This is a genomic window from Kluyvera sp. CHPC 1.251, from assembly GCF_036759945.1.
Taxonomy (GTDB): domain Bacteria; phylum Pseudomonadota; class Gammaproteobacteria; order Enterobacterales; family Enterobacteriaceae; genus Kluyvera; species Kluyvera sichuanensis.
The window spans coordinates 125,068-139,041 of sequence record NZ_JAPKIC010000008.1 but is presented as its reverse complement, the minus strand read 5'-3'; the positions used below and the strand labels follow the sequence as shown (position 1 = coordinate 139,041).

At 55.6% G+C, this 13,974-nt stretch carries 15 protein-coding genes and 1 other RNA gene; 4 read left to right on the top strand and 12 right to left on the bottom strand.

Annotated elements, in window-relative coordinates; translation table 11 throughout:
- Window positions 1-95 precede the first annotated feature (95 nt).
- From gcvH to V6940_RS16350, 6 genes are all read right to left on the bottom strand, one after another.
- On the bottom strand, window positions 96-485 hold the full coding sequence (gcvH, locus tag V6940_RS16375) for a glycine cleavage system protein GcvH (RefSeq protein ID WP_052281990.1): 390 nt from the start codon (window positions 483-485) through the stop codon (window positions 96-98).
- Between the two features lie 26 nt (window positions 486-511).
- Window positions 512-1,606 carry a glycine cleavage system aminomethyltransferase GcvT gene (gcvT, locus tag V6940_RS16370; protein WP_333496554.1) on the bottom strand — a complete coding sequence of 365 codons (1,095 nt, stop codon included), beginning with the start codon at window positions 1,604-1,606 and terminating at the stop codon, window positions 512-514.
- Window positions 1,607-1,998: 392 nt separating this feature from the next.
- Window positions 1,999-3,201 (bottom strand): FAD-dependent 2-octaprenylphenol hydroxylase, encoded by a 1,203-nt coding sequence (ubiI, locus tag V6940_RS16365; RefSeq protein WP_333496553.1) that lies wholly within the window; start codon window positions 3,199-3,201, stop codon window positions 1,999-2,001.
- Window positions 3,202-3,222: 21 nt separating this feature from the next.
- Entirely contained in the window at window positions 3,223-4,401 is a 1,179-nt protein-coding gene (gene ubiH / locus V6940_RS16360; RefSeq protein ID WP_333496552.1) for a 2-octaprenyl-6-methoxyphenyl hydroxylase, read from the bottom strand.
- Entirely contained in the window at window positions 4,398-5,714 is a 1,317-nt protein-coding gene (gene pepP, locus V6940_RS16355) for a Xaa-Pro aminopeptidase (RefSeq protein WP_333496551.1), read from the bottom strand. Before pepP ends, ubiH begins: the two co-directional genes overlap by 4 nt.
- A gap of 69 nt (window positions 5,715-5,783) precedes the next feature.
- Window positions 5,784-6,362, bottom strand: a complete 579-nt coding sequence (locus tag V6940_RS16350; RefSeq protein WP_185669872.1) for a YecA/YgfB family protein — start codon at window positions 6,360-6,362, stop codon at window positions 5,784-5,786.
- A gap of 158 nt (window positions 6,363-6,520) precedes the next feature.
- On the opposite strand from V6940_RS16350, the gene zapA reads away from it, so the two are divergent.
- The 3 genes from zapA (at window position 6,521) to V6940_RS16335 (ending at window position 7,691) form a co-directional block, all read left to right on the top strand.
- Entirely contained in the window at window positions 6,521-6,850 is a 330-nt protein-coding gene (gene zapA, locus V6940_RS16345) for a cell division protein ZapA (RefSeq protein ID WP_185669873.1), read from the top strand.
- 41 nt (window positions 6,851-6,891) lie between these two features.
- Window positions 6,892-7,075, top strand: a non-coding RNA gene (gene ssrS, locus V6940_RS16340) — 6S RNA.
- A gap of 19 nt (window positions 7,076-7,094) precedes the next feature.
- Window positions 7,095-7,691 carry a 5-formyltetrahydrofolate cyclo-ligase gene (locus V6940_RS16335; RefSeq protein ID WP_333496550.1) on the top strand — a complete coding sequence of 199 codons (597 nt, stop codon included), beginning with the start codon at window positions 7,095-7,097 and terminating at the stop codon, window positions 7,689-7,691.
- Between the two features lie 91 nt (window positions 7,692-7,782).
- Here V6940_RS16335 and V6940_RS22785 read toward each other — a convergent pair whose 3' ends face one another.
- The 3 genes from V6940_RS22785 to rpiA form a co-directional block, all read right to left on the bottom strand.
- Window positions 7,783-7,842 carry a type I toxin-antitoxin system Ibs family toxin gene (locus V6940_RS22785; RefSeq protein ID WP_442910734.1) on the bottom strand — a complete coding sequence of 20 codons (60 nt, stop codon included), beginning with the start codon at window positions 7,840-7,842 and terminating at the stop codon, window positions 7,783-7,785.
- Between the two features lie 224 nt (window positions 7,843-8,066).
- Window positions 8,067-9,299: a phosphoglycerate dehydrogenase gene (gene serA / locus V6940_RS16330; RefSeq protein ID WP_185669875.1), complete on the bottom strand. Its 1,233-nt coding sequence runs from the start codon at window positions 9,297-9,299 to the stop codon at window positions 8,067-8,069.
- Window positions 9,300-9,564: 265 nt separating this feature from the next.
- Complete coding sequence (rpiA, locus tag V6940_RS16325) at window positions 9,565-10,224, bottom strand: ribose-5-phosphate isomerase RpiA (RefSeq protein WP_047347933.1); 660 nt, start codon at window positions 10,222-10,224, stop codon at window positions 9,565-9,567.
- A gap of 213 nt (window positions 10,225-10,437) precedes the next feature.
- Here rpiA and argP point away from each other — a divergent pair, with 213 nt between their 5' ends.
- Window positions 10,438-11,331 (top strand): DNA-binding transcriptional regulator ArgP, encoded by an 894-nt coding sequence (gene argP, locus V6940_RS16320; protein WP_035896251.1) that lies wholly within the window; start codon window positions 10,438-10,440, stop codon window positions 11,329-11,331.
- Window positions 11,332-11,393: 62 nt separating this feature from the next.
- Here argP and V6940_RS16315 read toward each other — a convergent pair whose 3' ends face one another.
- The 3 genes from V6940_RS16315 to V6940_RS16305 form a co-directional block, all read right to left on the bottom strand.
- Window positions 11,394-12,152 carry an oxidative stress defense protein gene (locus V6940_RS16315; protein WP_333496549.1) on the bottom strand — a complete coding sequence of 253 codons (759 nt, stop codon included), beginning with the start codon at window positions 12,150-12,152 and terminating at the stop codon, window positions 11,394-11,396.
- 85 nt (window positions 12,153-12,237) lie between these two features.
- Window positions 12,238-12,873 carry an arginine exporter ArgO gene (argO, locus tag V6940_RS16310; protein WP_220439517.1) on the bottom strand — a complete coding sequence of 212 codons (636 nt, stop codon included), beginning with the start codon at window positions 12,871-12,873 and terminating at the stop codon, window positions 12,238-12,240.
- A 199-nt stretch (window positions 12,874-13,072) separates the two neighbouring features.
- A complete protein-coding gene (locus tag V6940_RS16305) occupies window positions 13,073-13,930 on the bottom strand; it encodes a small-conductance mechanosensitive channel MscS (protein WP_333496548.1) in 858 nt (285 codons plus the stop codon).
- Window positions 13,931-13,974: the final 44 nt, after the last annotated feature.

Below are 13,974 nucleotides of genomic sequence, written 5' to 3'. Positions count from 1 at the left end.
GATTTTAAGATTTCCTCTTCGAAGAAGAGGTTTGGGGCGACGGCGTAAACTCGCCCTCACCCCGGCCCTCTCCCACAGGGAGAGGGAGCAAATCCTTATTCGTCTTCTAGCAGGGCTTCGTATGCGGTCGCATCCAGCAGCGCGGCAACTTCCGCTTCGTCACTGGCTTTGATCTTAAAGATCCAGCCGCCCGCGTACGGTTCGCTGTTCACCAGCTCCGGCGAGTCGCCCAGTTCGTCGTTCACAGCAACGATTTCGCCGCTGATCGGGGCATAGATGTCGGATGCCGCTTTAACGGACTCCGCCACGGCACAGTCGTCGCCCGCGCTAACGGTCGCGCCGACTTCCGGCAGGTCAACGAAGACCATGTCACCCAGTAATTCCTGCGCGTGCTCGGTGATACCAACGGTGTAGCTACCGTCAGCTTCTTTGCGCAGCCATTCGTGTTCTTTGCTGTATTTCAGTTCTGCTGGTACGTTGCTCATCAAAAAATCTCCAGAATAAAAAGGGCTTACGCGACGGCCTTGCCGTTACGCACAAAAATAGGTTTTGTGACTTTGACCGGCATTTCACGGTTGCGGATCTGCACGATCGCCGTCTCGCCAATCCCAGCCGGGACGCGAGCCAGCGCAATACTATGGCCTAAGGTTGGCGAGAAAGTCCCGCTGGTGATCACACCTTCGCACGCGTTGCCGCGGGCATCGGTAAAGCGTACCGGCAGTTCACCGCGCAGGACGCCTTTTTCGGTCATCACCAGGCCGACCAGCTGCTCGGTACCTTTCTCACGCTCCAGTTCCAGCACGTCGCGACCGATAAAGTTGCGATCGGCCGGTTCCCAGGCGATGGTCCAGCCCATATTGGCCGCCAGCGGGGAGATGCTTTCGTCCATCTCCTGGCCGTAGAGATTCATCCCTGCTTCCAGACGCAGCGTATCGCGCGCGCCCAGACCGCAAGGCTTCACACCTGCCTGAACCAGTTTCTGCCAGAAATCGGCGGCCTGCTCTTTTGGCAGGGCAATTTCATAACCCGCTTCGCCGGTATAACCGGTGGTCGCGATAAAGAAGTCACCCGCCTGCACGCCAAAGAACGGCTTCATACCTTCAACGGCGTGACGCTGCTCGTCGGTGAACAGGGTGTTGGCTTTTGCCTGCGCGTTCGGCCCCTGTACGGCAATCAGCGACAGGTCATCACGGACGGTGATGTCGATGGCATAAGGTTCAGCGTGTTGGGTAATCCAGGAGAGGTCTTTTTCGCGGGTGGCGGAGTTAACGACGAGGCGGAAATAATCTTCGGTAAGGTAGTAAACGATCAGGTCATCAATCACGCCGCCCGACGCATTTAGCATACCGCTGTAAAGCGCTTTGCCGGGCTTGGTGAGCTTGGCAACGTCGTTTGCCAGCAGATAGCGTAGAAACTCTCGGGTCCGCGGCCCGTGGAGATCGACGATGGTCATATGCGACACATCGAACATCCCGGCATCGGTACGCACCGCGTGGTGCTCATCAATCTGCGAACCATAGTGCAGCGGCATCATCCAGCCGTGGAAATCCACCATACGCGCGCCACATAACACGTGCTGGTCATACAAAGGCGTTTGTTGAGCCATCATGTCCTCGTTGAATATATCGCACCACAAAACCAAACGCCGACGCCCATTCGGGCACCGACGCAAACGTTCTCTTTTCCCTGAACTTACCACCGAACATCGTGGTAAACCATCCTGAAAAAGGGGGCATCACATTAGCTTATGACCAAAAGCCGCGAAAAAGCATACAGAAGGATCGACTGGAAAAAAGCGAAACACACCCCATTTTATTAACAACAACGGTTAACAATTCAGCATAAGATAATATTTTATGCGTAAAACAGGGCTGTTTTTCCGTAACATGAAAACGCATGGATTAATAAAACTAATGCGAAAAATGGCGTGAAATTAGAATTTTTCAAATGAGGAGGGAGACTCCCGGTAGTACCACCGGGAGTAAAAGTGTGAGCGACTTAACGAAGCCACTCAGGCAGGTCATTCAGGCCCATTGCCTGACGAATCAGCTGCGGCTTCACACCGGGTAGCGTATCGGCCAGCGCCAGGCCGAGATCGCGCAGCAGTTTTTTCGCCGGGTTTTCGCCAGCAAACAGCTCGCGGAAGCCCTGCATCCCCGCCAGCATCAGCGCGGCGCTGTGTTTACGGCTGCGCTCGTAGCGACGCAGATAGAAATGCTGACCAATGTCTTTGCCCTGCGTATGCAAACGACGCAATTCTTCAATCAGTTCGGCGGCATCCATAAAGCCCAGGTTAACACCCTGCCCGGCCAAAGGATGGATAGTGTGCGCCGCATCGCCGACCAGCGCCAGACGATGGGCGGCAAACTGACGCGCATAGCGCCCGGTCAACGGGTACACCTGACGCTCGCTTTCGACCTTGCACAACCCCAGGCGATTATCAAAGGCGATATTCAGTTTCTGGTTAAATTCAGCGTCATCGGCCTGCTGCATCCGTTCGGCTTCCTGTGGCGACAGCGACCAGACAATCGAACAAAGATGCGGGTCGGAGAGCGGCAGGAAGGCCAGAATACCTTCACCGTGGAAGCTCTGGCGCGCCACCGCGTCATGCGGCTCTTCGGTGCGTACGGTCGCCACCAGCGCGTGGTGACGATAGTCCCAAAAGGTCAGCGGAATATCCGCTTTACTGCGCAGCCAGGAGTTCGCGCCGTCCGCGCCCACGACCAGACGCGCTGTCAGCATATTGCCGTCTTTCAGCGTCAGAAACGCCTCGTTTTCACCCCAGACCACCTGCTGCAGTTCAGCGGGCGCCATCAGTGTGATATCGGAACTGCGCTCCGCTTTCTGCCACAGCGCGTGGTGGATCACCGCGTTTTCAACAATATGGCCGAGATGGCTGTAACCCATGCTGCGATCATCAAACGTAATGCGACCGAAGCTGTCTTTATCCCACACTTCCATGCCGTGATAACAGCTGGCGCGCTGGGCAGTGATTGCCGACCAGACATCCAGCTTGGTGAGCAGCTTTTCGCTGCCCGCATTGATGGCGGAGACGCGTAGCGCAGGTGGCGCATCGGCGGCAAGCGCCTGCGGCAGCGACTGCTCCAGCACAGCAACCCGCAGGCCGCTGCCCTGTAAACCGCAGGCTACCGCCAGCCCAACCATTCCACCGCCTACGATGGCAACATCAACACTTTGCACATTAACTCCTTAAACTGCTGATTAGCGGGCGACCCAGCCCAGCGTCCGCTGCGCCAGCACATCGCGTGCAGGGGTAAATAATTCCATCGTCATCAGGCCCGCGTTACGCCCGGCCACCAGCGGCGCCCAGCGGTTGGCGAACAGATGCACCAGCCCGTCGGTGACGCCAATCGTGGCGGCTTTATCTTGTGCACGCTGGCGCTGGTAATGACACAGCAGCGAATAGTCGCCGATATCCTGATTGGCCTCATGCGCGTCTGCCAGATGTTCCGCCAACGTCATGACGTCTCGCATGCCGAGGTTAAAACCTTGTCCGGCAATCGGGTGCAGCGTCTGCGCCGCGTTGCCCACCAGCGCCAGGCGGTGCGATACCGTCCGGGTTGCGGTGGTCAGCGATAACGGATAGACGCTGCGCGTTCCTGCCTGAGTAATACGTCCCAGACGCCAGCCGAATGCTTGCTGTAGCTCACGGCAAAACTCCGCGTCTGACCAATTGAGCACATCGTCATGGCGCGCCAGAGGGTGACACCACACCAGCGAACAGCGGTTCTGCGACATTGGCAACATGGCGATAGGGCCATGCTCGGTAAAGCGTTCGAACGCCCGCCCCTGATGCGGCACGGCGGTGGAGACGTTGGCAATCACCGCCACCTGATGATACGGCTCCTGCTGCCAGGCAATGCCGCACTGCTCGCCGAGCGTGGAGCGCGAGCCGTCGGCGGCAACCAGCAATTTGCCGTGCAGCGTTTCGCCGTTATCCAGCGTCACGCTCACGCCATCGGCCTGGCGCTCAACCAGCGACACCCGCGAAGGACAATGCAACGTGACGCCGCGCGCATGGCGCAGCAGGCCGAACAGCCGCTGGCCCACGTCGTGCAGCTCGACCACATTGCCAAGCGCAGATAGCCGATAATCTTGTGCATCCAGGGTGACAAAACCTGCGTGGCCGCGGTCGCTGACGTGAACGGTGGTAATTGGCGTCGCACAGTCGGCAATCGCCTGCCACAGCTTGATCTTCGCCAGCTGTTGGCAGGTACCTGCCGCCAGCGCAATTGCCCGGCCATCAAAACCCGGATGTTCGGCGGCGTGAATATCCGCCGCCTCTATCAGGTGCACCGGAAGACGGCCCGCCGTCAGCTGCGAAATAGCCAGCGCCAGCGTGGCGCCGGTCATGCCGCCGCCGACAATAATCACGCTCATAGCTGACGTGCCGCTGCCATCAATGCTTCAATGGCATCAGCATCCTTCACGACGCTCGCGGTAAGGTTCTCGTTACCGTCTTCGGTAATAAGAATATCGTCTTCGATACGAATACCGATACCGCGATATTCCGCCGGCACATCCGCGTCTGGCGCGATGTACAGGCCCGGTTCAACGGTCAGTACCATCCCCGGCTCAAGTACGCGGGAGCGGTCTGCGCCGTAAACGCCAACGTCATGCACATCCAGCCCCAGCCAGTGGCTCAGGCCATGCATAAAGTACGGACGGTGGGCGTTGTCGGTAATCAGTTGATCAACTTCCCCTTTAAGGATCCCCAGACCATGCAGGCCGGTCACCATGATGCGTACCACTTCACCGGTCACTTCCTGAATGGAGGTGCCTGGACGATACAGCTCAAGGGATTTGTACAGCGAGGCGAGCACGATATCGTAGATAGCGCGCTGTGCCGGGGTAAATTTGCCATTCACCGGGAAAGTTCGGGTGATATCGCCCGCGTAGCCTTTGTATTCACAGCCTGCGTCAATCAGTACCAGTTCGCCATCGCGCAGCTCAGATTCGTTCTCGGTGTAGTGCAGAATGCAGCCGTTTTCGCCGCCACCCACAATGGTGTTGTACGACGGGTAGCGCGCGCCGTGGCGAGAGAATTCGTGAAGAATCTCCCCTTCCAGCTGATATTCAAACATCCCCGGACGGCATTTTTCCATCGCGCGAGTATGGGCCAGCGCAGAAATTTCGCCCGCGCGGCGCAGGATTTCAATCTCTTCACTGTCTTTGAACAGACGCATTTCATGCACCATTGGACGCCAGTCGATCATCGCATCCGGCGCAGTAAGATTCTGGCGCGAACCTTTGCGCAGCTTGTCCAGCGCGGTGAAGACGATGTCATCGGCAAAAGCGTATTCGCCCTGCGCGTGGTAGATAACGTCCAGGCCGTTCAGCAACTGGAACAGCTGCTGATTGATTTCGCTGAACGCCAGCGCGCGGTCAACGCCCAGTTTTTCCGGGGCGGCGTCCTGGCCCAGACGACGGCCAAACCAAATTTCAGCCGTCAGGTCGCGAACGCGGTTGAACAGCACGCTGTGGTTATGAGTGTCATCGCTTTTAATCAGCACCAGCAAGGCTTCAGGCTCGTTAAAGCCGGTGAAGTACCAGAAATCGCTATTCTGGCGATAGGGATACTCAGAATCCGCGCTGCGAGTCACCTCTGGCGCGGCAAAAATCAGCGCCGCGCTGCCTGGTTTCATTTGCGCCAGTAATGCCTGGCGGCGGCGGAGAAACGCTTGCTGTGTCATGACATCTCCTTTCAATCCCTTAGCGCTCCGTTTACCGGCCTTGCGCAGCAAGCGGAGCGGGCGTTGTGATTAGTGTAATGTTGGCTTTTGCACTTCAGGCGCGGTCGGCTGCGGATGGGTGAACGTATCGTGGCACAGCAGCGCCGCTACGCGAACGTATTCGATAATTTCTTCCAGCGACATCTCCAGCTCTTCCTGATCTTCATCTTCTTCATAGCCAAGTTGCGCAATATTTCGAAGATCGTCAATGGCTTCGCCAGTTTCATCTCTCACTTTATCGAGTTTTGGCTGTACCATGCCCAGACCCAGCAGGAAATGGTTTACCCAACCAGAGAGCGCATCGGCGCGGTCGAACACGCTGACGTCGTCGCCTTCAGGCAGATAAAGCTGAAAAAGGAAGCCGTCGTCTTCCAGTGCATCGCTGGTTGCCGCATGCATGGAGCGCAGCGACTCGGCAAGCTCGTGACCGAACGCCAGACCTTCGTTGGTCAGGTCGTGAACCAGCGGCTGCCAGGAGCTGTCCTTGTTTCCGCCGCAGAGCAATCCACTCAGCAGACCGTGCATTTCTGCAGGCGTCAGGCCTACCCCTTGTTGGTTCAACAGCTGGTTCATCACGGTGTAACCCGGCATTTCGTTCTGTATAGACATGCGCATTCGTCATTGTTGGGTGGAATTCATGATATGCTACCACTTTGGACCCTGGAGATACCAGAAAAGGGCTTGTATCTTCATACCAGGGTAGCTATAGTGTCGCCCCTTCACATCCTGAGAGTGAAGGACGCGCAGTCAATCAGCAGGAAGGTGGCATGTCTGCACAACCCGTCGATATCCAAATTTTTGGCCGTTCACTGCGAGTGAATTGCCCGCCTGAACAAAGAGATGCTTTGAATCAGGCAGCGGACGATCTGAATCAGCGGTTGCAAGATCTGAAAGAACGCACTAGAGTCACAAATACTGAGCAGCTGGTTTTCATCGCCGCGTTGAACATCAGCTATGAGTTAACTCAGGAAAGGGCAAAGACGCGCGACTATGCTTCCAGCATGGAACAGCGCATTCGGATGCTGCAACAGACCATTGAACAAGCATTGCTTGACCAGGGTCGCATATCCGATAAGTCAGCCCCAAAGTTTGAATAACACTTTGCAGTTTACTATGGTAGAGTGACTGTGAAGACAAAATTTCTCTGAGATGTTCGCAAGCGGGCCAGTCCCCTGAGCCGATATTTCATACCACAAGAATGTGGCGCTCCACGGTTGGTGAGCATGCTCGGTTCGTCCGAGAAGCCTTAAAACTGTGACGACGCATTCACCTTGAACCAAGGGTTCAAGGGTTACAGCCTGCGGCGGCATCTCGGAGATTCCCCTTCTACCTACCGGTCTTATGACGCATCCATCTGAGCAACAAAACCCCCGACAGCACATTCGCCAGTTAATCCGGCAACGTCGTCGTGCGCTCACGCCCCAACAGCAAACGCTTTACGGTGAACACGCCGCAGAACGGATGATGGCCTGGCCTCCCGTGGTGATGGCAAAAACCGTCGCGCTGTTCTTATCCTTTGACGGTGAGCTTGATACCCAACCCCTGATTGAACAGCTCTGGCGAGCCGGTAAGCGCGTCTACCTACCCGTACTGCACCCGTTTAGTCCTGGGAATCTGCTGTTTCTGCATTACCATCCGCACAGCGAACTGGTGATGAACCGCCTGAAAATCCGCGAGCCGAAGCTTGATGTCCGCGACGTGCTGCCGCTGGCAAATCTCGACGTGCTGATAACACCGCTGGTTGCCTTTGATGAACAGGGCCAACGGCTGGGCATGGGCGGTGGCTTTTACGACCGCACGTTGCAGAACTGGCAGCAGCACGGCATTCAGCCCGTCGGCTATGCGCACGACTGTCAGTTGGTCGACGTCTTACCGGTTGAAGAGTGGGATATTCCCCTCCCCGCCGTGGTCACGCCGTCGAAAGTGTGGCAGTGGTAGGCATTTTCTGTCGATTGACATCGATTCTTTTTTGACCTAAATTCCTCGGTAAAGGGTGAGGGAGGCGAACCTCCCTCCTGCGTAAATCTTGTTAATATGCTGGCGTAGCGATGATTAACAAAATCAGCAGTATGATGACGAGTCTCATCATTATCCCTTTCCTTTTAGAGCCCCTGCTTCGGTAGGGGCTTTTCCGTTTCAGCCCTATGCTGAACCCCTATCGTAAAATCCTTATCCCCACACACAATGCGCGGCAGAACCTTTAATCACCGTTTGCGGCGAGGCTCGTCAATGCCATGTATGGGTTGCAATACGGAAACAGAAAAACAAACGGGCAGACCAATGGCCTGCCCGTTTGGATAGAAAAGATAAAGATTAGTACAGCAGACGTGCGCGGACGGTGCCCGGAATCGCCTTCATGCTCAGCAGCGCTTTCTCCGCTACATCCTCTTCCGCTTCAATATCGATAACCACATAGCCCATCTGTGGCGTCGTTTGCAGGTACTGCGCGGCAATGTTGACACCCTGTTCAGCAAAGATCTGGTTGAGCGCAGTCAGCACGCCAGGACGGTTTTCGTGGATGTGCAGCAGACGACGACCGCCGTGCAGCGGCAGCGACACTTCCGGGAAGTTGACCGCAGAGAGCGTAGAGCCGTTGTCAGAGTACTTAATCAGTTTGCCCGCCACTTCCAGGCCGATATTCTCCTGCGCTTCCTGGGTAGAGCCGCCGATGTGCGGCGTCAGGATAACGTTGTCGAACTCACACAGCGGCGAGGTGAACGGCTCGCTGTTGGTAGCAGGTTCGGTTGGGAAGACGTCGATAGCCGCCCCGGCCAGGTGCTTACGCGCCAGTGCATCACACAACGCAGGGATTTCAACAACCGTGCCGCGTGAGGCGTTAATCAACAGCGCGCCTGGTTTCATCAGCGCCAGTTCTTCTGCGCCCATCATGTTCTTGGTTGACGCATTTTCCGGCACGTGCAGGCTGACCACATCGCTCATGTTCAGCAGGTCAGAAAGATGCTGCACCTGAGTCGCGTTACCTAGTGGGAGCTTGTTTTCAATATCGTAGAAGAAGACATGCATCCCCAGCGATTCCGCCAGAATGCCGAGCTGGGTACCGATGTGGCCGTAGCCAATGATGCCCAGCTTTTTGCCGCGTGCTTCATAAGAGCCCGCCGCCAGTTTGTTCCATACGCCACGGTGCGCTTTGGCGTTCGCTTCCGGGATACCACGAAGCAGCAGCAGCAGTTCACCGATCACCAGTTCCGCCACGGAGCGAGTATTAGAGAACGGCGCGTTAAATACCGGTACGCCGCGCTTGGCCGCCGCCACCAGGTCAACCTGGTTAGTGCCGATACAGAAGCACCCTACCGCCACCAGCTTCTCAGCGGCAGCAAAAACCTCTTCCGTCAGATGAGTACGGGAACGCAGGCCGATGAAATGGGCATCACGGATCGACTCTTTCAGCTGTTCGCTATCCAGCGCACCCTTGTGAAACTCGATGTTGGTGTAGCCTGCCGCACGCAGACTATCCACCGCCTTCTGGTGCACGCCTTCAACCAGCAGAAATTTAATTTTCTCTTTTTCCAGTGATACCTTAGCCATTTCCCCGTCCTGTCTTTGTTTTACTGATGTTGTGGTGAACGAAAGTTCACCTAAGCAACATATCAAAAAAAATTATTGCGGCAATATGAACGTTTGCGTCGGGGTGATGAGGAAATGTCATGCAGCGGGAAATGCCAGCATAAAATGCTAAGTGAAAAGATAAACGTGGGATGTTAATAATGTGTGACGCAAAAATGTGACACAAGTCACCGAATTTAGCCCACATAAAAAAAATGGGGGAAATTGTATTTTCCCCCCGGCCAGATCATTTCACGATGGTTTTCACGCCGTCGGCGGTACCAATCAGCGCGACGTCCGCGCCACGGTTCGCGAACAGCCCCACGGTGACCACACCAGGAATGCCGTTAATCGCGTTTTCCAGCGCGATGGCATCGAGGATTTCCAGGCCGTGCACGTCAAGGATCACGTTGCCGTTATCGGTCACAACGCCCTGACGATACTCAGGACGACCGCCCAGTTTCACCAGCTCACGCGCCACGGCGCTACGAGCCATAGGGATCACTTCAACCGGCAGCGGGAAGTTACCCAGGATATCAACCTGCTTGGAAGCATCAGCGATACAGATAAATTTGTCCGCGACGGAGGCAATGATTTTTTCGCGCGTCAGCGCTGCACCGCCGCCTTTGATCATCTGCATGTGGCCGTTGATCTCATCTGCACCGTCAACGTAGATGCCTAAACGGTCGACTTCATTCAGATCGAAAACGGTAATGCCGAGGCTTTTCAGCTTCTCGGTAGAGGCATCTGAGCTTGATACCGCCCCTTCGATTTGTCCTTTCATCGTGCCCAGCGCGTCAATAAAGTGCGCCGCGGTAGACCCCGTGCCCACACCGACAATCGTACCCGGCTGTACGTATTGAAGTGCTGCCCAGCCTACTGCTTTTTTCAGTTCATCCTGCGTCATGATCGTTTCGCCTGTGGTGTCATCAACTGCCGCGCATTATAGAACATAACCCTGGAACAATTCGAGCAACCGGGAAACCTCAGGCCGAGTGCGATGAAGCAGGTGCCCAACACGTGATGTTCATCACAGTAAACTGCAAACCATTTTCGTCTGTATATCGGGTAAATTTATGTCATAGTGCAGATAACACCTATAGGGGAGTACCTCAAAGCAATGAAACGTCCGGACTACAGAACACTACAGGCGCTGGATGCCGTTATCAGGGAACGTGGGTTTGAACGCGCCGCGCAGAAACTGTGCATCACTCAGTCCGCCGTTTCCCAACGCATTAAGCAGCTGGAGAACATGTTCGGTCAGCCGCTGCTGGTGCGAACCGTGCCGCCGCGCCCAACGGAACAGGGGCAGAAGCTGCTGGCGCTGCTGCGTCAGGTTGAGCTGCTGGAAGAGGAGTGGCTTGGCGATGAGCAAACCGGCTCCACGCCGCTGCTGCTGTCGCTGGCGGTCAACGCCGACAGTCTGGCAACCTGGCTGCTGCCGGCGCTAGCCGACGTGTTGGCCAACTCCCCTATCCGTTTGAATTTGCAAGTAGAAGATGAAACCCGTACCCAGGAGCGCCTGCGTCGCGGTGAAGTGGTTGGTGCGGTGAGTATTCAGCCACAAGCGCTGCCAAGCTGTCTGGTCGATCAGCTCGGGGCGCTCGACTATCTGTTTGTGGGGTCAAAAGCGTTCGCTGAACGCTATTTCCCTAACGGGGTGACCCGCTCTGCGCTGCTAAAGGCCCCCGCCGTGGCCTTCGATCATCTGGACGATATGCATCAGGCTTTTTTACAGCAAAACTTCGATCTGCCGCCGGGCAGCGTGCCGTGCCATATCGTGAACTCGTCAGAAGCGTTTGTACAGTTGGCTCGTCAGGGGACGACCTGCTGTATGATCCCGCATTTACAGATCGAGAAAGAGCTGGCAAGCGGGGAGCTGATTGACTTGACGCCTGGACTGTTCCAGCGTCGGATGCTGTACTGGCACCGGTTTGCGCCGGAGAGTCGGATGATGCGGAAGGTGACGGATGCGTTGCTGGCTTATGGCCATAAGGTACTGCGTCAGGATTAAATTTTTTCCTTAACTAAGCGGGCACAGGGAGCGACCAAGCACAGCCCCCTGCACCCTACCTGTTATTTTGCAGCAGGCGCTGGAGTTGCGGCTGGAGCCGCAGGAGCAGCAGCTTGCTCAGGCTGGAGTTGGAACACCACATCCACCTGGTCATCAAACTGGATCGTCGCCTGCTCGTAAGTTTCCTGCGCCGAAACTGGCGCTGCATCCGCCTTCATCATCCGCACCATCGGGCTCGGCTGATAGTTAGAGACGTGGTAACGCACGCTATATACCGGCCCCAGTTTGCTATGGAAGCCTGCTGCCAGCGACTGCGCCTGATGAATCGCATCTTCAATAGCCGCTTTACGCGCTTTATCTTTATAGGCATCAGGCTGAGCCACGCCCAGCGACACGGAACGGATTTCGTTCAGCCCGGCCTTCAGTGCGCCATCCAGCAATGAGTTCAGTTTATCCAACTGACGCAGCGTCACCTCCACGGTGCGCACCGCACGATAGCCTTTCAGCACGCTTTTACCGTTCTGATAGTCATAATCCGGCTGGGTACGCAGGTTCGCGGAGCTGATATCTTTTTTCGCTACGCCGTTCTGCTCGAGGAAGGAGAGATATTGCGCGACACGCTGGTCGGCCTGTTTTTTCGCGCTCGCGGCATCTTTGGCAGCAATATTGACTTCGATGGCAAGCGTCGCGATATCCGGAACCGCATCCACACTCGCCGTACCCGATGTCACAATATGTGGGCTGTCTGGCAATTCATTTGCCTGTACCGCCATTGCGCTAAACCCAACTACTGCAGCCAGAGCCATCACTTTAAACTTCACTGTTGTATCTCCTTGGTTATCACCCGACAACGGGGTCTTGCCTGCAAGCTTAGCCGTTGCCAGGGGAAAGTCCATCAGATGAGACCTAGTTCAGCAACGCATGCAGATGTCCGACACCTTCTTTTGCCAGCTGAAATGCAATAAACCACATCACGACGCCGACAACCAGGTTAATAATACGCTGTGCTTTAGCGGTACGTAAACGTGGAGCAAGCCAGGCTGCCAGCAGTGCTAACGCGAAGAACCACAGGAAAGAGGCGCTAACCGTGCCCAGCGCAAACCAGCGTTTTGGCTCCTCCGCCAGTTGGCCGCCGAGGCTGCCCAGTACCACAAAGGTATCCAGATAGACGTGCGGGTTAAGCCAGGTCACCGCCAGCATGGTGGCGATAATTTTCCAGCGCCCCTGCTTCATCACTTCAGCAGTCGCTAGCTCAATATTGCTGCCCATCGCGGTTTTCAGCGCCCCAAATCCATACCACAGCAGGAACGCGACGCCGCCCCAGGTCACCAGCGCCAGCAGCCATGGCGAAGCCGTCAGCAGCGCGCTACCGCCAAAGATCCCGGCGCAGATCAACAGCAGATCGCTAACGGCGCAAAGTAAGGCGATCATCAGGTGATATTGACGACGGATCCCCTGGTTCATGACGAAAGCATTTTGCGGCCCCAACGGTAGGATCATCGCAGCACCGAGCATAAGCCCTTGAAAATAGTAAGATATCACGATAGTTTTCTTCAGATAGTTCAGGAATGGCGCTGACTATAACGCGATAAGATCATTAGCGGAAATTGATATTTTTAATCAGTAATAAGTTTATCTAATTATTTTTAACGTACGCGGACCAATATAGGCCAGATAAGACGTTTACGTCGCCCATAAAAAAGCCGGGCATCAGCCCGGCCTTATTACTGCTTAGAAGCGGTTACTGCTGAGCAGCGTTACCCGGCTTCATATGCACGTCTAGCTGCGGGTAAGGAAAGCTAATGCCGTTGGCATCGAACTCACGCTTAATTTGCTCCAGCACGTCCCAGTAGACATTTTGCAGGTCGCCGCTCAGGCTCCAGGCGCGCACAACAAAATTCACTGAAGACGGCGCCAGTTCATTTAAGCGCACGGTAATATCGCGGTCTTTGAGAATGCGGTTATCCGCTTCAAGAATACGGGTCAGGATCTGCTTAACCTTATCAATATCCGCATCGTAAGAGACGCCAATAATGAACTCATTACGGCGCGCAGGCTCACGAGAGAAGTTGATAATATTGCCGGCAATAATTTTACCGTTCGGAATCACGATAATTTTACCGTCCACGGTACGCATGGTGGTCGAGAAGATCTGCACGTTGAGCACGGTACCAGCAACGCCGCCGAGATCAACGTATTCACCCGCGCGGAACGGACGGAACATCACCAGCAATACGCCAGCAGCCAGGTTGGAGAGCGAGCCCTGCAGCGCCAGACCAACGGCTAAACCGGCTGCACCCAGTACGGCAATCACTGAGGCGGTCTGCACGCCGACACGACCCAGTGCGGCAATCAGCGTGAAGGCGATAATCGCATAGCGTACCAGCGCGGAGAGGAAATCCGCTACGGTGGCATCAATTTTACGCGCCAGCATCAGCCGGTTGACGGTGCCAGAGACAACCCTCGCCACAATCATACCGACGATAAGGATGGCAATCGCCGCGACGATATTGACGGCGTAGCTCAGCAGGAGTTCCTGGTTGCGCACCAGCCAGGAGCCAGCGTCATTTATGCTATCGACAACGTTTAAATCTTCCATTCAATATTCCTTATGGATACCCGGATGGGAAACTAAAAACGACC